We start from the raw sequence: 19,800 nt of genomic DNA on the forward strand, positions 1-19,800 counted from the left end.
GAAAAAACGAAAACGTTTGCGTTGATATTTACACTTTGATTTTTTTGCAATCTGAGGCGTAAAAATCATTGTTTTGAAAAAGGAAAGGAAATGAAAATTAAAAAGGCGAACCTAAGTCCGCCCTTCTATAACCAAAACTAGTTTAAATACTACAATGGTCCGTTAACCCATACCGTACTTTTTTAATTTCTTACGTAAAGTGCCACGGTTAATCCCTAACATTGTCGCTGCACGAGTTTGATTTCCACGTGTATATTGCATAACCATATCTAACATAGGATGCTCAACTTCTGCTAATACTAATTCATAAAGCTCATTGACATCTTGGCCATCTAACTGCGACAAATAATTTCTCAATGCTTGTTTCACAGAATCACGCAATGGTTTATTTGTGACTTGAGATTGTGAATTTAACACTGATACAGTTAGTGCATCAGCAGGATTACGTTGTTGTTCTAACATTTTTTTCTTTATCCATCAGAATCAAATTAAAAAAACCTTCTAAAGCAATTAATTGTTCTTTGGGATCAGTAATTGCATTAAAAGCCTGTCTAAAAACGGGATTAGGTTGGATTCCCTGTAAATACCAAGCAACGTGTTTACGTGCAATACGACATCCTTTTTCCGCACCATAAAATTGATGCAGTTCTTGGATATGCTGTAAAATCACATTACATTTCTCGTTTAAACTTGGCTCTAAAACAATCGAGTCTTTTTCAATTAAGCTTTCCATAACTCGGAAAAGCCACGGATTGCCTAATGAACCACGTCCGATCATTATTGCATCTGCGTTGGTATAATCAAGAACATACTTTGCTTTTTCAGCGGAAGTAATATCGCCATTGGCAATAATCGGAATAGAAAGTTGCTCTTTGACCGCCTTGATATTGTCATATTCAGCCTCCCCCTCAAACATACAACTCCTTGTTCGTCCGTGGATGGTCAGTGCTTGAATACCACATTGCTCTGCAATTTTAGCGATTTCTAAACAATTTCGGTTGTCTTTATCCCAGCCTGTTCTTATCTTTAATGTCACTGGTACAGTAACAGATTTCACAACTTTATTAAGAATTTGTTTGACCAAATCAGGATATTGTAACAGCGCAGAGCCCGCCATTTTACGATTCACTTTTTTGGCTGGGCAGCCCATATTGATATCAATAATTTCTGCCCCATATTCTACATTGATTTGAGCGGCTTTCGCCATCTCATCGGGATCACAACCAGCTATTTGCACAGCATTAATTCCTGCTTCTTGATGATGAGCCAAGCGCAGTTTCGATTTTTCGGTATGCCAGACTTGCGGATTCGTTGACATCATTTCAGAAAAAGTTAAACCTGCCCCATAATGAGTGCAGATTCGCCGAAATGGTTGGTCAGTGATGCCAGCCATAGGAGCAAGAAAAATGCGATTTTTAAGCTGATAAGAACCTATCCGCACTGTCATTACTCCTTTAACATCCAAATCCTATTTTATCGGTTAAACATACCCGGACCGATAAGGGACGCTATAATACGCACTTTTAAGCCATTTGGAAAGCATATTTTTTATACACAAAGTGCTTTTTGAACATTTTTTGATTTATATTAAGAAAGCAAACGGTTTCCTGCTCAAAAATTATTTAACAATCGTTTATTTATTGTCCAATACACTCCATTTGCTCATAAAATAAGCAAAATAATTTTTCTCACTTTTATATTTCCGCTAAATGACGCGGTTCCTCTATTGCAATTTTCCCGTAATACGGCACCATTCTTCGCGTTCTTCTACAGGTTCAAGGACAAAAGATTGCGCGTAGGCATCACAAACGGACGATGCTTGAGTTGCTAAAATGCCTGATAGTCCTAGAACACCATTTGGTTTCACTAATTGGCGAATCACTGGATAAAGTTCTTTTAATGGTCCTGCAAGAATATTGGCTACCACCACATCTGCTTTTAAATCAGCCGGCTTATCTTCAGATAAGAATAATTGCAGTCTGTCGGCTACGCCATTTTGCTCCGCATTATTGCGGCTGGCTAAAATCGCTTGTGGATCAATATCAATGCCCACCGCACTTTTCGCGCCCAGTTTTAGGGCGGCAATCGCTAAAATGCCCGAACCGCAACCAAAATCAATCACGGTTTTATCTTGTAAATCAAGGCTATCTAACCATTCTAAACACAATGCGGTCGTTGGATGAGTACCTGTACCAAACGCCAAACCAGGATCGAGCATTACATTGGTAGCGTTTTCATCTGGTACCTCACGCCAACTTGGACAAATCCATAAACGTTTACCAAATCGCATAGGATGAAAGTTATCCATCCATTCTCTCTCCCAATCTTTATCTTCGATTTGTTCAATTTTATATACAGAACTTTCAACGAGATATTGCGCTTCTTTGAGTAAATCCACAATCTGTTGCATGTCTGTTTCTGCATCAAATAACGCCACCACATCCGTATTCCCCCACAAACGAGTTTCCCCTGGAAGCGGTTCAAAAATAGGAGTATCTTGGCTGTCCATAAATGTCACCGACACCGCACCAATTTCGGCTAAGTAATCGCTCATCTGTTCTGCTTGTGTATTAGTACTATTAATACGAATTTGGATCCAAGCCATAATCAATTTTCCTCAATCTGTTAATAAAATCATAACCTGTCGTGTATTGTATCGTGTCACGACACATTGTTGCAGGTTTTTACGCAAAATAATAAGGGCAGACACTCAGGTCTGCCCTCAAATCATGTCATAGTAATGTCACTTAGTGCTGAATCTTACGCTCACCGTATTGGTTACCAATTAGGAAAGCGATCAAACCAAATAATAAAGCAGGCACAATCGCATGAAAATCCAATAATTTAATTGAAGCCGCAGTTAAGGTCACATAAGAGCCCAAACCAACTATCATGGAACATACCGCACCATATGCATTCGCTTTCTGCCAATATAAGCCTAGCAACATCACCCATAAGAACGTTGTTTCTAATCCCCCTAAGGCAAATAAGTTTAACCAAATCAGCATATCCGGTGGATTTAATGTCGCGACAGTGACTAAAACCGTCATGAATAATGTAGCGACTGTCGATAAAATTTTGACCCGTCGCTCATTACGAATTTGCTCAGGTTTAAAACGTAGATATAAATCTTTAATTAACGTCGAAGACGCTTGAATAAGCATCGAGTCAATAGATGACATAATGGCTGCCATCGGCGCCGCTAAGAAAATCCCAGCAACCACGGGTGGAAGCACTTGAATCATCAAAGTTGGAATAATTTTATCCGTAACTGATAATTCTGGTACCACCGCTCGTCCTAGTGCGCCAGCTAAATGCATCCCTAACATTAATAAGGCAATCACCACAGTACCAATCACAATTCCACTATGTAACGCTTTACTGTTTTTATATGACATCGCGCGGATAACCGTATGTGGAAGCCCTAACAATCCAAAACAAACCAACACCCAGAAAGACGCCATAAAAGTAAAATCAAGCGGTCTTGCTTCAATGCCATAAGGCGTAATCAAACGTGGATCAATCGTTTCTAATATATCTATGATTTGACTGACTCCGCCACCAGCATAAATCACACCAAATAACAGTAGGAACGTACCAATCATCATGATGAGACCTTGAATCGTGTCCGTTAATACTACCGCTCTAAAGCCACCAATGAAAGTATAGATTCCCACAGTTGTGGCAAAGATTAATACAGAAAGACGGTAGTCAATATTCAATGTGGTTTCTAATAAACGTCCAACACCAATGAATTGTACTGCCATCATAATAAAGAAGGAAAATAACAAGGATAAACTGGCTAACAACACAATGGTTGGGCTTTTATAGCGAGAAAATAAAATGTCATTAATGGTTAAACTTTTATGTTCTCTTGCCCACATGGCAAATTTTTTCCCCAATACGCCAAGGGTAAAAAGCACCACTGGGACTTGAATCATCGCCAATAAAACCCAGCCTAAACCAAATTTATACGCGGCACCCGGTCCACCAATAAATGAACTCGCCCCTACATAAGTTGCCGCCGTCGTCATCGCCAACACAAAACCAGACATAGAGCGATTTCCAACATAATATTCACTTAAAAAGCTCCCCTTTTGTCGTTTAGCATAGGCATAATAAGCCACTGCAAACACAAAGCATAAATACAGGAATAAAGGAATAAGAATGCTATAGTTCATTTTCATTGTCCTCTAAATCGATATCACAAAAGACAAATTTAATACAAATATAAATGATAGCTGTGAAGAGGATTGGCAAATAAAAGCAGGAAAATTCAAACCAGAGTGGGAAGTCAAAAAATCCTTTTGTATTTGGTAATCCATAGGCAAAAACACACCAACCAACCATATATAAAATGGTTAACCCAAACGCCCATAGCGCTTCATTTGTTGCTTGCTTATAGCGGGAATTAAGATTCATTTTATAAATTCCTTGTAAAACTGATATAAGAAAAGTGGATAAATCCACTTTTCTCGTTCCTTCGTTAAGTGACAGATTTTAATTAGTCACGCATGCCAAGTTTTTTCTCCAGGTAATGGATATTCGTGCCACCCTGTTGAAAATTTTCATCTGCCAGAATCAATTCGTGCAGAGGAATATTGGTTTTAATACCGGTTAAAATCGTTTCACCCAGTGCATTTTGCATACGACGAATCGCGACTTCACGAGTATCACCATAAGTAATCAATTTTGCAATCATTGAATCATAATGTGGTGGGACGGTATAACCCGCATAAACATGTGAATCCCAACGCACACCTAATCCACCCGGAGAGTGTAAATGATCCACCTTACCCGGTGAAGGCAAGAAGGATTTAGGATCTTCTGCATTAATACGGCATTCAATCGCATGACCACGCACTTTCACATCTTCTTGCTTAATGGAGATCGGCAATCCGGCTGCGATACGCAATTGTTCTTTCACCAAGTCCACACCCGTGATCATTTCTGTGACTGGATGTTCTACTTGAATACGGGTATTCATCTCAATGAAATAGAACTCCCCATTTTCATACAAGAACTCAAACGTACCTGCCCCACGATAACCAATTTCTACGCATGCTTTGGCACAACGTTCACCAATATCACGACGAACTTCATCGGAAATACCCGGTGCAGGGGCTTCTTCTACCACTTTTTGGTGGCGACGTTGCATTGAGCAATCACGCTCCGCTAAATAAATGGCATTACCATGGGTATCGGCTAAGACTTGAATTTCAATATGACGTGGATTTTCTAGGTATTTTTCCATATACACCATATCGTTATTAAAAGCCGCTTTTGCTTCTGCTTTGGTCATCGCGATAGATTCTTCTAAAGAGGCCTCATCACGCACTACACGCATACCACGACCACCACCGCCGCCTGAAGCTTTAATAATCACAGGGTAACCTATACGTTTGGCGATTTCTTTGTTTTTTGCCATATCGCTACCCACAGGACCATCAGAGCCCGGTACACAAGGTACACCTGATTTCTTCATTGCTTCAATCGCAGAAACTTTGTCACCCATTAAACGGATCACGTCTGCAGTGGGACCAATAAAAATAAATCCAGAACGTTCAACTTGCTCCGCAAAATCTGCATTTTCAGATAAAAAACCATAACCAGGGTGGATAGCATCCGCACCTGTTACTTCAGCCGCTGCAATGATAGCCGGAATATTAAGATAACTTTTCGTTGAAGGCGCAGGACCAATACAAACAGTTTCATCTGCAAGTAAAACATGTTTCAATTCACGGTCTGCTGTGGAATGCACCGCAACAGTTTTTATGCCTAATTCTTTGCAAGCACGCAAAATACGTAGCGCAATTTCACCACGATTGGCAATAACCACTTTCTCTAACATAAGAAAATTCCACTTTGTAAGTAAATAGTGAGCTCACTATCTAGCAATAGATTGATATGAAAAATAAGCGATATCACATCGCTTATTACAAATTTAGTTGATTATTCAATGATGATAAGTTTTTGATCAAACTCAACGGCTTCACCGTCATTGACTAAGATTGCCTTCACCACGCCGGCTTTATCTGCTTCAATACGGTTCATCATTTTCATTGCCTCAACGATACAAAGTGCATCACCCACTTTTACTGCCTGCCCAATTTCAACAAATGGTTTGGCTTCTGGACTTGGACTACGATAAAAGGTCCCTACCATTGGTGAACGAATAAAGTGACCAGACACTTCTTCTGCATTGACTGGCGCAGCTGGCGCCGATACGGCTGGTGCAGTAGGGGCTGCAACTGGTGCTGGAGCAGCTTGTACAGGTAGGCTATATTGCACCGCACTTGGTGCAGCTGAACCACGATTAATACGAACGGATTCTTCCCCTTCAGAAATTTCCAATTCCATAATGCCCGATTCTTCTACTAATTCGATCAGCTTTTTAATTTTACGAATGTCCATAATCTATGTCCTAACATATTATTTCTTAACGACCCTTTAGCTATCAAACCACGATAGTTAAAGTGCCAACTGGTTAATTCTACATCTCGTGCGAGAGATTACCTGAAAATCGACAACTTTGCGATAAAATTCTGTCAATTTCTTTAATTTATGCCTATTTTTTCAGGAAACTGACCGCAAACTGTAGCGCAAATTCATACCCTTTTGCGCCTAAACCGCAAATCACACCTTCAGCCACATCACTAAAATAAGAGTGATGACGGAAAGGTTCACGTTTATGCACATTCGATAAATGCACTTCTACAAACGGAATCGCCACAGCCAAAAGCGCATCGCGTAGTGCCACACTGGTGTGAGTAAATGCCGCAGGATTGATAATAATAAAATCAATCTGTTGAAAACTTTGGTGAATTTTCTCAATTAATTTTTCTTCACTGTTTGCTTGGAAACAACTCAATTCAACAGCATATTGTTGTGCCAATGACTGTAAATCTTGCTCAATGGTTTTTAAAGACAGGCTGCCATAATGGGTAGGCTCTCTTACACCTAACATATTTAAGTTCGGTCCATTTAATAGCAAAATTCGTTTTGGTTGCGACATAATGCCTTCCTCATTAAAAGTTGAGAATTATAACTATTTTTTCTGAAATAACAGCCTTTTTGTGGTCTTATCAGTCCAGCTTAATGGGAACAATATATTCTGAATCTAAGTCAATCAGTGGTAACGTTGAGCTTGGCCACGGGCGTATCACTTGGTAATCCATCAAATCTAGCGTATCCAGTCCCGGCACCGTATTTGGGGTATATTGTTGCGCAAGACGTGCTAATTGCGTTAACCCTAGGCTACTTTCAATGGAAGAACTGATTACCGCTTGTATTCCATGCGCATGTGCTTGCTTAATCAATTCAACACAGCGTTGTATAGAACCCACTAACGTTGGCTTGATCACAATGGCTTTCACTTGAGGCGTAAAAAAGTGCGGTGGATTTTGTTGAAATTCTGCGTCACGTACTGTTTCATCCCAGGCTATCGCAATACCGGTTTCTTTTGCAAATTGCAGGCTTTCTGCTGGCGTTTTACACGGTTCTTCTAAAAATTGAATGCGTGCACGATGTTCTGGTTTGACATATTTCGCAAACATCTGTGCTTTGCTCGGCGTCCAACTGCGGTTCGCATCAAGGCGTAAATGTAAATCAGGAATGGCTTCAAGGAGCATATCCGCAATTAGCCCATCGCGATTAGCTTCATACATCCCCACTTTAATTTTGGCGACTTTTTCACCTTGCATTTGGTTGAGGGGATCATATAACTCATCAGGATCACCATAACAAAGCGGTGCCACTTGATAATTGCCTTCTTCATTTAGTAACCCCTTCATTTCCGCTAACGCACAGCTTAAACCAAATGCCACAGAAGGAAATAAATGCTCTAAAGGCAATTTTCCGGCTGAACCATCACTGGCAGACCATTCTTCTAACCATGCTAATGCTTGTTCACGCGCCTGCTCTAAAGTTTCTTGGCTAAACTCAGGTAGGGGGGCAATTTCCCCCCAACCTTGTGCATCATCACAGCAAACTTGCACGAGCAACCCTTCACGCTTTTTTAAGAAACGATTGCGTAAAATGAGTTGGCTATCGACGGGAATACTGTATTGATATAACTTAAATTTTCTTATCATGGTCATTTTTCACATATTTTTGTTGCATCGTCATAACGTCCACCATAATCTAAACAACGGTCTTTCGGATCAAGCGTTAACAGCGCCATACCGACAAAAAATACCGCGACAGCGAAGACAAAGATCGATAATACCGCTATCACACCTTTAAAGAGGACTTTCTTCCAAGAAAACATAGACATCTTCCTTATGTATTTACTTCATGTTAAACAATGCAGTTCACTCGCAACAAGCTCACCACTTACAACAATACTTGGATCAGGGATTACGTTTAAATTTACTGAAGTCAGGCGCACGTTTTTCATTAAACGCATTGCGCCCTTCTTGGCCTTCTTCTGTCATATAGAATAACATCGTCGCATTGCCCGCTAACTCTTGTAAGCCCGCTTGTCCATCACAGTCTGCATTTAATGCAGCTTTTAAACAACGTAATGCAATTGGACTATTACGCAACATTTCACGGCACCAACGCACGGTTTCTTTTTCTAACTCCGCGTAAGGCACGACTGTATTCACTAACCCCATTTCCAAGGCTTCTTTGGCGTCATATTGACGACATAAGAACCAAATTTCACGCGCTTTTTTCTGACCAACGATACGCGCCATATAACTTGCGCCCCAACCACCGTCAAAGGAACCCACTTTAGGTCCTGTTTGACCAAAAATCGCATTGTCTGCAGCAATGGTTAAATCACAAATCATATGTAATACATGCCCACCACCAATCGCATAACCCGCCACCATGGCGACCACTGGTTTTGGACAAGTACGAATATCACGTTGAAAATCCAATACATTTAAATGATGTACACCGCTCTCATCTTGATAACCGCCATAATCGCCACGCACTTTTTGATCGCCACCAGAACAAAACGCTTTTTCACCTTGCCCTGTTAATACAATCACACCAATTTGTTCATCAAAACGCGCATCGGCAAAGGCTTGAATCATTTCTTTCACGGTTTGGGGACGAAATGCATTACGTACTTCAGGGCGATTAATGGTAATTTTCGCAATCCCATCGAGCGATTTATGATAAAGAATATCGGTATACCCTTCACTGTGGTCTTGCCATTCAATCGGCGCATAAAGTACGTCATCTTTTGGATTTTGCATGATAAATTCCTTAAATTTGAGTTCTCTTGTTCTAAAAAGTTCGTCCATTATAGCGGATGTTTTATCAATCGGTGATAAATTCTTAGCTCTGCCTATTGCATTGGGCAAACTTAACGCACCGAATGGAATAATTGGTTATGTTTTTCGCGTAATTGTTCTCTCTCTGCCTGCAATACTAACGCTTGCTCTGCCCTTGCCAATGCTTGCTCTGCCATAAGTAAGGCGGCATTTGAAACGGCTTTTTCTGGTACATTACGCCAAATACTGGCGAGCACTTTTTGCATCACCACGTTGACCTCTAAAATCCCCGCGCCATCACGGGAAATAGGAGCAAAGGCATCACGTATCCATTCTGCACAATCTAATTGAGCGATAGATAACCGATCATATTCCACTACATCTGCTTCCGATTGGGGTTCAGGCTCTTGTACAAACAAATTCATCATGATTGCCATAATATTAATCGCCGTTCCCGGATCATTCACCGCGGGGGAAAGAGCGCGTTGCGCAGCTTCACTTAAGACAATAAAGCCCCAGTTAGGATCTTGCTCATACGTCCGTCCTTTTGCTAACACAAAATACTGACGCAATATTTCTTCTTCAACGTCCTGTTCAGTTTCTAACGCACAAATCACTGTATCCGGTGAAATCAGTTCGCCAGGTCGAACATAAATATGAATATATCCCTCAAGTGCTTGTGCCTTTTTTGTAGCCCTTGCATATCAATATGGGTTAAATAGCCACTTTTTCTTGCCTCAATTTTTTTTGCCACTGAGCTGAGCTGTCGTGTTGATACCGCGTTCATCTGAGGACAGTGACGGTATTGCTGCAACGCGTTGCTTGTCACTTGTTCAATTTTTTCTAACGTATTCCCCAAACGTCCGAGTTGGGATAAGGTATAAACCCAACGGATTAGAGTAATAATTAAATACAACAGAACGGCTACCGTACTAATAAATAAAATAAAACGTCCATTTTGTGCGTAAAACGCCATACCTAACGCCGTTTTGGCAATAATGGCGTAAATAAAAGCACAAATAAAACTGGTAATCGCAGTGCGTGTGGTACTGTCTCCCATCACCAAATCCGTGGCTCGTGGGGTTGCCCCATTCGAGGCAGAGGCAAACGCCGCTACCATAATTGACAACGAAAACGTCGTCACCGCTAACATACTGGAAGCAATCACATTTAATAAACTTTCTAATGTCTCTTGCTTAATATCCGGTAAACTTGCCACCTCTAACGTTCTTGCCCCTAAACGGAGCGAAAGCACAAAAATAACGGTGAGCAATGCCCAGCTCGCAGCGCTAACCCATAATTTATTACTTGGTTTTTTTAATACCAATAACCATTGATATAGCATTCCACAGGCTCCCTACACTTAACTTTAAAATACGTTCAAGTCTAACCAAAATAGGGAAAAAAGTAAGTACGCCAGATCACATTTAAAAACAAAAAATTGCGAAAAAACCACCGCACTTTAACACGCGTCACATAACCAATCCGCATTTTTATTTTTCTGTTTTTCTCGCAAAATGAAAAATCAAGTCAAACAGAGATTATTCTTTATCCCGCTTTGACTTTCCCCTATAATAAGGCGTATTTTTCTCTCTCTTTTTCAACTTATTTTATAAAGACATTATCATGACAAAATTTAATGTAAAAACCTTCCAAGGCATGATCCTTGCCTTACAAGATTACTGGGCAAACCAAGGTTGTGTCATCGTTCAACCCTTCGATATGGAAGTAGGTGCTGGCACATCGCACCCAATGACTTGCTTAAAAGCTTTAGGTCCTGAGCCAATGGCAGCAGCCTATGTTCAGCCATCACGCCGACCAACAGACGGTCGCTACGGCGAAAACCCAAACCGTTTACAGCACTACTACCAATTCCAAGTGGTAATCAAACCGTCACCAGATAATATTCAAGAATTGTATTTAGACAGCTTAAAAATGCTCGGTTTTGATCCAACCCAAAACGATATTCGTTTCGTGGAAGATAACTGGGAAAACCCAACGTTAGGTGCATGGGGCTTAGGCTGGGAAGTGTGGTTAAACGGCATGGAAGTGACCCAATTTACCTATTTCCAACAAGTGGGCGGTTTAGAATGTAAACCGGTGACTGGCGAAATTACTTACGGTTTAGAGCGTCTAGCCATGTACATTCAAGGTGTGGACAGCGTGTACGACCTCGTTTGGTCTGATGGTCCATTAGGCAAAACTACCTACGGCGATGTATTCCACCAAAACGAAGTGGAACAATCGACCTATAACTTTGAATACGCTAATACTGACTTCTTATTCTACTGTTTCGACCAATACGAAAAAGAAGCCAGTGAATTGTTAGCCTTAGAAAAACCGTTACCATTACCGGCTTACGAACGCATTTTAAAAGCAGCACATAGCTTTAACTTGCTTGATGCACGCAAAGCGATTTCCGTGACCGAACGCCAACGTTATATCTTACGCATTCGTGCCTTAACCAAAGGCGTGGCGGAAGCCTACTATGCAAGCCGTGAAGCCTTAGGGTTCCCAGGCTGTAAATAAAGTGCGGTTCATTTTTCAGGTATTTTTACGATGAGCAAACCCGTTTTATTCTTCGCTAACCTCTGCCCTGATACCGCCCCGTTTGTAGCAGAATTAGCGCGCTTAGAAGTGGACTATGAAAGCGTAGAAATCATGTCTTCTATGGCAAATTTCAAACGTTTTTTAACACTGCGTGATCAGCATCCCGCTTTTGAACAAGCAAAAGGCAATGGCTATATTGGCATTCCGGCATTGTTATGGGCAGACGAGCAAGTGGTTCTCGATATTCACCAGTTAAAAGACATTTTCGGCTAACAAGTAAGGAGCAAAAAATGAAACTCTGGCATTCCAACACCAGTCCTTATGTACGCAAAGTGATGGCGGTGATTAAACATCATCAGCTTGAGGATCAGATTGAATTACACACCATTCAATCATCCTTTGATCCCAACTCACCGCACAACCAAGACAATCCACTTGGACGAGTGCCTGCGTTACAACTGGATAACGGTGAATGGCTGTATAACAGTCATGTAATTTGTGAATACCTTGATCATCTTGGTGCACAAACTCAGTCAGAGAGTCATTTATTGCCTCGTAACAGCCAACGCTGGAAGGTATTGCAACTGCACGCCCTAACTGACGGCATTATGGAAAATACCTTGCCGATTATTTCCGAGCGTTTGCTCCGCCCTGAAAACGAATGGTGGACTGCACGTCATCAACAATTAACCGAACGCAATATCCGCAGTTTCAAAGAGTTAGAACGTTATTTAGTACAATTCGGCGATGAACTGAATTTAGGCACGATTTCCGCCGTTTGCTTGATCGACTGGTACGCCTTACGTGGTGAAAAACTCGGTGTGAATTTGAAAGACATCGCACCGCACTTAGTGCAATGGGCGGTGGAGATGAATGACAAATATCCTGAGCTAAAAGAAACACAGCCTAAGTGAATGATAGAGAGATAGCGCTCGTCGGGAAACGAACATAATCAAATGAAACGTCACTCTTTTTAGTTATATTGAAGATTTCGCAAAATCAAAGTGCTATAAATATTAATTTATGTCGACAAGGAGCAAATAAATGTTAGTCATTAACATTAAGGAAGACCTTGAAAGAGCGTTGAAGAATAAAGAGCCGAGTTTCATTATTAAAGGTGAATTAGCCGAAAAAATGAAAAAGGCCCAAAAGATTACAACAATTGACAAATGGATTTTAGGCGCACTTGCTTTCGTCTTTGCTGTATCATTCTTCCCATCAACGAGTGACGGACTATTTGGAATAATAATGAACAAAATATTAATAGCTATCGGCATATTCGCAACATTTGAAATCGCGATTATATTGGCTGTTATTTTGGGTGGAATGACTTTAGCAATGATGCTTTATAAAAATTATCATGCGGAATTTGGAACTGATGTTAAAACAGAAAAAATAACAATTAAATGTACGATAAAGAAATAGAATCTTGATATTTTTTAAAGAGAAACAAAATGACAACACAAAACTTCCTCGCCGAGATCGGCACTGAAGAGCTGCCACCGAAGGCGCTCAAAAAATTAGCGACTGCGTTTGCAGAGAATATGGAATTGGAGCTAAACCAAGCCGGTTTAGCCTTTGATAAGGTGGAATGGTTTGCGGCACCGCGTCGTTTAGCGGTGAAAGTGTTAGGTTTAGCAACGAGCCAACCAAGCAAGCAAATTGAAAGGCGTGGTCCAGCGGTGTCTGCGGCATTTGATGCAGAAGGTAAACCAACCAAGGCAGCTGAAGGCTGGGCGCGTGGTTGTGGGATCAGCGTTGAGCAAGCTGAGCGTGTTGCCACTGACAAAGGTGAGTGGTTAGTGCATCGCGCCACAATCGAAGGTCAACCGACCAAAAACTTATTGAAAGACATGGTGGCGAATGCGTTGGCGAAGTTGCCTATTCCAAAACCGATGCGTTGGGCGGACAAAACTGTGCAATTTATTCGTCCTGTTCACACGGTGACGATGTTACTAGGCGATGAGCTGATTGAAGGCGAAATTTTAGGCGTAGAAAGCGCTCGTACCCTTCGTGGTCACCGTTTCCTTGGTGAGCGTGAATTCCAAATTTCACACGCGGATCAATACCCTGCGCTATTAAAAGAAAAAGGCTCAGTGGTGGCTGACTTCAATGAGCGTAAAGCGTTAATTTTGGCGAAATCGCAAGAAAAAGCGACCGCACTTGGTGGCGTAGCAGATATTGAAGACGATTTACTTGATGAAGTCACCTCATTGGTAGAATATCCAAATGTATTAGCGGCGAAATTTGAAGAACGTTTCCTTGCTGTCCCAGCGGAAGCCTTGGTTTATACCATGAAAGGTGACCAAAAATATTTCCCAATTTATGACAAAGACGGCAAATTATTACCGCACTTTATTTTTGTGTCGAACATCAACCCTGACGATCCAAGCAAGATCATTGAAGGGAATGAAAAAGTGGTGCGTCCACGTTTAACCGATGCGGAATTTTTCTTTAAAACCGACTTAAAACAACGTTTAGAAGATCAATTACCACGTTTAGAAACCGTATTATTCCAACAACAGCTTGGTACCTTGCGTGATAAAACTGCTCGCATTGAGCAATTAGCAGGCGAGATTGCGAAACAAATTGGTGCTGATGAAGCTAAAGCCAAACGTGCTAGTTTATTATCAAAATGTGACTTAATGACCAACATGGTGTTTGAATTTACTGACACGCAAGGTGTCATGGGGATGCATTATGCTCGTCACGATGGTGAAGATGAAGAAGTAGCAGTAGCATTAAATGAACAATATATGCCACGTTTTGCTGGCGATAAGTTACCAAAATCCTTAGTCGCCAGTGCGGTAGCATTAGCCGATAAATTCGATACGCTCACCGGAATCTTCGGGATCGGTCAACAACCAAAAGGCAGTGCAGACCCGTTTGCCTTACGTCGTGCCGCATTAGGTGCATTACGCATTATTGTGGAGAAAAATTTACCGCTAGATTTAGCCGAAATTGTGAAAAAATCGAGCGCCCTTTTTGGAGATAAGTTAACCAATACTAATGTAGTGGAAGATGTGGTTGAGTTTATGCTCGGTCGTTTCCGTACTTGGTACCAAGATGAAGGGATTGCCGTGGATGTGATCCAAGCAGTGCTTGCTCGTCGTCCAACTAAACCATCAGACTTTGATGCTCGTGTACGTGCGGTGTCACACTTCCGTACCTTAGAAGCAGCAGAGGCTTTAGCGGCAGCCAATAAGCGTGTAAGCAATATTTTAGCGAAAGTTGAAGGGGAATTACCAGCCAATATTGACACCACATTATGTGCAGAAGCAGCAGAAAAAGTGTTAGCTGAACAGGTGATTGCGTTACAAGCTGAGCTTGCGCCACTATTTGCTAAAGGCGAATACCAAGTGGCACTGGATCGTTTAGCGGCATTGCGTGAGCCCGTGGATACTTTCTTCGATAATGTCATGGTGAACGCGGAAAATCCACAATTACGCCAAAACCGTTTAGCAATCTTAAATAACCTACGTAATCTATTCTTACAAGTGGCAGATATTTCCCTCTTACAATAATAGATAACCGCATCACGAAATGGCACTGTAAAGTGCCATTTTTTCTTGTCGAGGTATAACAAAGAAAATTTCCAAAAAAGAAACCGCACTTTAAGCAAGCTCAAAGTGCGGTTAAATTAACAGTTATTTTGCAAGTTATTTATTCAACTTCGCTTTATAGGTTGGATTCATTAAGTTCTCCACTGAGAGAATATCATCTAATTCTTCTTCTGTGAGGAGTCCTTTTTCGAGTACGACCTCTTTCACTCCGCGCCCTGTTTTCGCACAGATTTTACCGACTAAGTCACCATTATGGTGTCCAATAAATGGATTTAAATAAGTCACGATACCGATAGAATTAAAGACATAGTTTTCACAAGTTTCTTTATTCACCGTAATGCCATCAATACATTTATCGCGTAAATTCACACAAGCATTGGTCAAAATATCAATAGATTCAAACATCGCTTGTGCAATCACTGGCTCCATGACGTTTAATTGTAATTGTCCAGCCTCTGCGGCAAAGGTAATGGTAGTATCGTTCCCCATCACTTTATAGCAAACTTGGTTAACCACTTCGGGTACCACTGGGTTGACTTTTGCTGGCATAATCGATGAACCCGCTTGTAATTCAGGCAAATTAATCTCATTTAACCCTGCACGCGGACCCGAAGATAATAGACGTAAGTCATTACATACTTTTGATAGTTTCACCGCAGTACGTTTTAATGCACCGTGTACCATCACATACGCCCCACAATCCGAGGTAGCTTCGATTAAGTTTTCAGCTAATACACAAGGTAATCCTGTGACTTCAGACAGGTATTTGACCGCTAATGGCGCATACCCTTTTGGTGTATTTAAGCCCGTACCAATTGCTGTCGCACCTAAATTAACTTCTAATAAGTATTCTGCTGTACGTGTTAAATTGCGAACTTCTTCATCTAATAAAACAGAGAAGGCTTTAAATTCTTGTCCTACTGTCATTGGCACAGCATCTTGTAATTGCGTGCGTCCCATTTTAAGAATGTGCGAAAATTCTTTTGCTTTATTTTCAAAACCTTGTTGTAAATAAAGCACTTTTGCCACGAGCTTCATAATACTGTTATAGACAGCAATACGGAAACCTGTTGGATAGGCGTCATTGGTTGATTGGCTAGCGTTAACATGATCCATCGGATCTAAATATTGGTATTCCCCTTTCTTATGTCCTAATAACTCTAACGCCAAATTCGCCACAACCTCATTGGTATTCATATTCACTGAGGTACCTGCACCGCCTTGATAAATATCTGACGGGAATTGATCTAAGCATTTGCCTGTGGTTAAGATTTCATCACAAGCAGCTACAATCGCTTTTGCAATTTTATCAGGAATCGCCCCTAATTCACCGTTTGCTAAGGCGGTCGCCTTTTTCACCATCACCATACCGCGTACAAAATCAGGCACATCTGAGATAACGGCATTTGAAATATTAAAATTTTCTACCGCTCTTAAGGTATGAATTCCCCAGTATGCGTCTGCTGGTACTTCACGTTCTCCGAGTAAATCCACTTCTTTTCTTGTTACTGTCATTATTACCCTCCATTTCGAGTGATGAACAAGTTAATGCCTATTATAATGGAAATAACTTTGCTAAATATTTGATCGCCGTCACATTTTACAGATTGCCCCCACGACATATTTTTATTATTCGGATTAGTTTTACTTATCCGAAATACCTCGCAAAATAAAAATTGATACGTAGGGCGTTAATAGGTTAACAGAAATAGAAAAGAAATAATTTGATCCTGTTAACACTTTGTTAAAAATTTTATTTGAATGTGACATATATCGTGTTAGATTGCAGTTGGGCGAAAAATGAGCATAGCCCTTGTATCATTAAAATATAGAAGGACTACACATGACTACAACACAACAACAAAAGAAAGGCAGTAAATTTCTTCATACGGTGGAATGGCTCGGTAACATGTTACCTCACCCCGTTACCCTTTTTATGATTTTTATTGTTTTATTATTAATTACTTCTGCATTAGGGGAATATTTTGGTCTAGCCGTTGCAGACCCTCGTCCGGAAGGCGTTAAAGGACGTGCGGCTGACGGGATGATTTACGTCGTCAGTTTGCTAAATGCCGAAGGCTTAAGCAGAATTTTGACTAATTTGGTGAAAAACTTTACCAACTTTGCCCCATTAGGCACAGTATTGGTGGCATTATTAGGGGTCGGTATTGCTGAAAAAGCAGGGCTTCTTTCTGCCGTTATGCGTTTATTGGTCACCAAATCACCACGTAAATTGACAACGTTCACTATTGTTTTTGCGGGGATTCTATCGAACACAGCCTCTGAATTAGGTTATGTTGTCCTCATTCCTTTAGCTGCCATTATTTTTCACTCATTAGGTCGCCATCCATTAGCGGGTCTTGCTGCTGCATTTGCGGGGGTATCTGGTGGTTACTCCGCCAACCTCTTATTAGGTACGATTGATCCATTACTCGCAGGGATCACGCAACAAGCTGCACAAATTATCGATCCAACTTATACGGTAGGTCCTGAAGCCAACTGGTTCTTCATGGCTGCCAGTACCTTTGTGATTGCGTTTATTGGTTATTTCATTACAGAAAAAATCGTTGAACCACAATTAGGTCCTTATAACAGTCATCTTTCACAAGAAGAACTGGATTTACAGCACTCGAATGAAGTCTCACCATTAGAGCGTAAAGGATTAAGATACGCGGGTTTAGTCTTCTTAATTTTATGTGCACTATTAGCTTGGACTGTGGTCCCTGAAAATGGCATTTTACGTGATCCAAAAACAGGTTTAGTCACTGGTTCACCATTCTTAAAATCGATCGTTGCCTTTATCTTCATTCTCTTTGCTATTCCGGGTACGGTTTACGGAATTGTGACAAAAAGTATTCGTAGCGAAAAAGATGTGGTCAATGCGATGGCTGAAGCCATGAGTACATTAGGACTATACCTTGTGATTATCTTCTTCGCGTCACAATTCGTCGCCTTCTTTAACTGGACCAATATTGGTCAATATATCGCGGTAAAAGGCGCTAACTTCCTAAATGAAGTAGGCTTACATGGCGGTATCCTCTTTATGGGCTTCATCTTGATCTGTGCCTTCATTAACTTAATGATTGGTTCTGCCTCTGCACAATGGGCTGTTACTGCACCGATCTTTGTGCCAATGCTGATGTTAACCGGTTATTCACCTGAAATCATTCAAGCAGCTTACCGTATCGGTGATTCCGTAACCAATATCATCACCCCAATGATGAGCTACTTTGGCTTGATCATGGCAACCGTATTGAAATATAAGAAAGATGCGGGGGTCGGTACGCTTGTGTCAATGATGTTACCGTACTCTGTTGCCTTCTTGGTGGCATGGTCTGCGATGTTCTTTATTTGGGTCTTCGTGTTAGGCTTACCGGTCGGTCCTAACTCGCCAATGTTCTACCCAGCGCAATAAGTGCAAAATTAAAAATAAAGCTCACAACCCTGTGAGCTTTATTTTTTTATGCTAAAGTGCGGTTGAAATTTGGCTAATTTGCTCCCATTTATAACAACATCTCACAAACGTGCATACAGCGAGGAAACAACAATGCCTCTGGTTCTCTTTCTTTTTATCGCTTTTTTATTTATCTATACCGAATTGTCACTTTTAGTTTGGATAGGATCGAATATTGGCGTATTGAGTCTCATTCTGTTACTCATTTTATCATCGCTTTTCGGGCTCTTCATGATCCGAGCTCGTGGTTGGTATACCTTATTAAATGTACAAAAACAATTATCCCAAGGCGAAATCCCGACACGTGCGTTATTAAAATCTGGCATTTGGATTGTAGCCGGTATCCTTTTCTTTATTCCCGGCTTTTTGACCGATTTAATCGCATTATTTTTATTAATCCCGATCACTAGCCTCTGGATTGAAAAACTGATTACCAACAAGATCCATATAGTGCGTAGCCGTTTCTTCCGCTACAGCCAGAAAGCGAATCACAGCCAATCAGAAGGCGAAGTGTTTGAAGCCGAATACGAAAAACAAGTGGATGAAGATAAAAGAATAAAATAATTTTATTTTCCCCCTTGAAACAGACAAATTTTCCCTCATATTAGGGAAACGTTTCATCAAAAACATAATTTAATTAAGGAGTAATTCAATGAATATTCGTCCATTACATGACCGTGTGATCATCAAACGTGAAGAAGTGGAAACCCGCTCAGCAGGGGGGATTGTGTTGACCGGCTCTGCTGCAACAAAATCAACACGTGCCAAAGTATTAGCCGTGGGTAAAGGTCGCATCTTAGAAAATGGTACAGTACAACCTTTAGATGTGAAAGTCGGCGATACCGTGATTTTCAATGACGGTTATGGTGTGAAAGCAGAAAAAATTGATGGCGAAGAAGTGTTAATTATTTCTGAAAACGATATTTTAGCCATTGTTGAATAATTTTTATCAACAACACGAAATCGTTATTTCTATAAATAAACAAACTTAAAATAGCAATTTGCA

The 19,800-nt window shown here is 40.9% G+C and carries 20 protein-coding genes and 1 pseudogene; 8 read left to right on the forward strand and 13 right to left on the reverse strand.

Translation table 11 applies throughout. The features are described from left to right. Positions 1-162 precede the first annotated feature (162 nt). The 12 genes and pseudogenes from fis to KPF51_RS07165 form a co-directional block, all read right to left on the reverse strand. Positions 163-462 (reverse strand): DNA-binding transcriptional regulator Fis, encoded by a 300-nt coding sequence (fis, locus tag KPF51_RS07110; RefSeq protein WP_005723276.1) that lies wholly within the window; start codon positions 460-462, stop codon positions 163-165. After that, positions 443-1,441, reverse strand: coding sequence for a tRNA dihydrouridine synthase DusB (gene dusB / locus KPF51_RS07115; RefSeq protein ID WP_014667812.1), 999 nt, complete (start codon positions 1,439-1,441; stop codon positions 443-445). The genes fis and dusB overlap by 20 nt, the downstream gene beginning before the upstream one ends. Positions 1,442-1,723: 282 nt before the next feature. Continuing rightward, positions 1,724-2,605, reverse strand: a complete 882-nt coding sequence (gene prmA, locus KPF51_RS07120; protein ID WP_005717441.1) for a 50S ribosomal protein L11 methyltransferase — start codon at positions 2,603-2,605, stop codon at positions 1,724-1,726. Between the two features lie 142 nt (positions 2,606-2,747). Further along, positions 2,748-4,181, reverse strand: coding sequence for a sodium/pantothenate symporter (gene panF / locus KPF51_RS07125; protein WP_130561992.1), 1,434 nt, complete (start codon positions 4,179-4,181; stop codon positions 2,748-2,750). After that, positions 4,171-4,422: a YhdT family protein gene (locus tag KPF51_RS07130; protein ID WP_046333819.1), complete on the reverse strand. Its 252-nt coding sequence runs from the start codon at positions 4,420-4,422 to the stop codon at positions 4,171-4,173. The genes panF and KPF51_RS07130 overlap by 11 nt, the downstream gene beginning before the upstream one ends. Before the next feature lie 82 nt (positions 4,423-4,504). Further along, a complete protein-coding gene (accC, locus tag KPF51_RS07135; RefSeq protein WP_005723284.1) occupies positions 4,505-5,851 on the reverse strand; it encodes an acetyl-CoA carboxylase biotin carboxylase subunit in 1,347 nt (448 codons plus the stop codon). A 101-nt stretch (positions 5,852-5,952) separates the two neighbouring features. Further along, positions 5,953-6,414: an acetyl-CoA carboxylase biotin carboxyl carrier protein gene (gene accB, locus KPF51_RS07140; protein WP_005717446.1), complete on the reverse strand. Its 462-nt coding sequence runs from the start codon at positions 6,412-6,414 to the stop codon at positions 5,953-5,955. Between the two features lie 154 nt (positions 6,415-6,568). After that, entirely contained in the window at positions 6,569-7,015 is a 447-nt protein-coding gene (gene aroQ / locus KPF51_RS07145) for a type II 3-dehydroquinate dehydratase (protein ID WP_005717447.1), read from the reverse strand. A 70-nt stretch (positions 7,016-7,085) separates the two neighbouring features. Continuing rightward, complete coding sequence (menC, locus tag KPF51_RS07150; RefSeq protein ID WP_005723287.1) at positions 7,086-8,099, reverse strand: o-succinylbenzoate synthase; 1,014 nt, start codon at positions 8,097-8,099, stop codon at positions 7,086-7,088. After that, complete coding sequence (locus KPF51_RS07155; protein ID WP_014667810.1) at positions 8,096-8,269, reverse strand: hypothetical protein; 174 nt, start codon at positions 8,267-8,269, stop codon at positions 8,096-8,098. Before KPF51_RS07155 ends, menC begins: the two co-directional genes overlap by 4 nt. An 82-nt stretch (positions 8,270-8,351) precedes the next feature. Next, positions 8,352-9,209, reverse strand: coding sequence for a 1,4-dihydroxy-2-naphthoyl-CoA synthase (gene menB, locus KPF51_RS07160; protein ID WP_005723289.1), 858 nt, complete (start codon positions 9,207-9,209; stop codon positions 8,352-8,354). Positions 9,210-9,319: 110 nt separating this feature from the next. Beyond that, positions 9,320-10,572: pseudogene (locus tag KPF51_RS07165) on the reverse strand (DUF2254 domain-containing protein). Positions 10,573-10,853: 281 nt separating this feature from the next. Between KPF51_RS07165 and glyQ the strand changes: the two are divergent. From glyQ to glyS, 5 genes are all read left to right on the forward strand, one after another. Beyond that, positions 10,854-11,756, forward strand: coding sequence for a glycine--tRNA ligase subunit alpha (gene glyQ, locus KPF51_RS07170; protein WP_005723293.1), 903 nt, complete (start codon positions 10,854-10,856; stop codon positions 11,754-11,756). Positions 11,757-11,786: 30 nt separating this feature from the next. After that, positions 11,787-12,050 (forward strand): hypothetical protein, encoded by a 264-nt coding sequence (locus KPF51_RS07175; protein ID WP_005723295.1) that lies wholly within the window; start codon positions 11,787-11,789, stop codon positions 12,048-12,050. Between the two features lie 17 nt (positions 12,051-12,067). Next, on the forward strand, positions 12,068-12,691 hold the full coding sequence (locus KPF51_RS07180) for a glutathione S-transferase N-terminal domain-containing protein (protein ID WP_005723298.1): 624 nt from the start codon (positions 12,068-12,070) through the stop codon (positions 12,689-12,691). A 130-nt stretch (positions 12,692-12,821) separates the two neighbouring features. Further along, positions 12,822-13,202: a hypothetical protein gene (locus KPF51_RS07185; RefSeq protein ID WP_005723300.1), complete on the forward strand. Its 381-nt coding sequence runs from the start codon at positions 12,822-12,824 to the stop codon at positions 13,200-13,202. 29 nt (positions 13,203-13,231) lie between these two features. Next, a complete protein-coding gene (gene glyS / locus KPF51_RS07190; protein WP_061405880.1) occupies positions 13,232-15,301 on the forward strand; it encodes a glycine--tRNA ligase subunit beta in 2,070 nt (689 codons plus the stop codon). Positions 15,302-15,436: 135 nt separating this feature from the next. Here glyS and aspA read toward each other — a convergent pair whose 3' ends face one another. Beyond that, entirely contained in the window at positions 15,437-16,855 is a 1,419-nt protein-coding gene (gene aspA / locus KPF51_RS07195) for an aspartate ammonia-lyase (RefSeq protein ID WP_005754612.1), read from the reverse strand. A gap of 328 nt (positions 16,856-17,183) precedes the next feature. Between aspA and KPF51_RS07200 the strand changes: the two genes are divergently transcribed. The 3 genes from KPF51_RS07200 to KPF51_RS07210 all read left to right on the forward strand — a co-directional run bounded on the left by KPF51_RS07200 (position 17,184) and on the right by KPF51_RS07210 (position 19,737). Next, on the forward strand, positions 17,184-18,755 hold the full coding sequence (locus tag KPF51_RS07200; RefSeq protein WP_005723307.1) for an AbgT family transporter: 1,572 nt from the start codon (positions 17,184-17,186) through the stop codon (positions 18,753-18,755). Between the two features lie 132 nt (positions 18,756-18,887). Further along, positions 18,888-19,358: an FxsA family protein gene (locus KPF51_RS07205; RefSeq protein ID WP_005717460.1), complete on the forward strand. Its 471-nt coding sequence runs from the start codon at positions 18,888-18,890 to the stop codon at positions 19,356-19,358. An 88-nt stretch (positions 19,359-19,446) separates the two neighbouring features. Further along, positions 19,447-19,737, forward strand: a complete 291-nt coding sequence (locus KPF51_RS07210; RefSeq protein ID WP_005717461.1) for a co-chaperone GroES — start codon at positions 19,447-19,449, stop codon at positions 19,735-19,737. The last annotated feature ends 63 nt before the right edge of the window (positions 19,738-19,800 follow it).

Origin of the sequence: Pasteurella sp. XG20 (assembly GCF_018968665.1) — a bacterium.
Taxonomy (GTDB): domain Bacteria; phylum Pseudomonadota; class Gammaproteobacteria; order Enterobacterales; family Pasteurellaceae; genus Pasteurella; species Pasteurella multocida.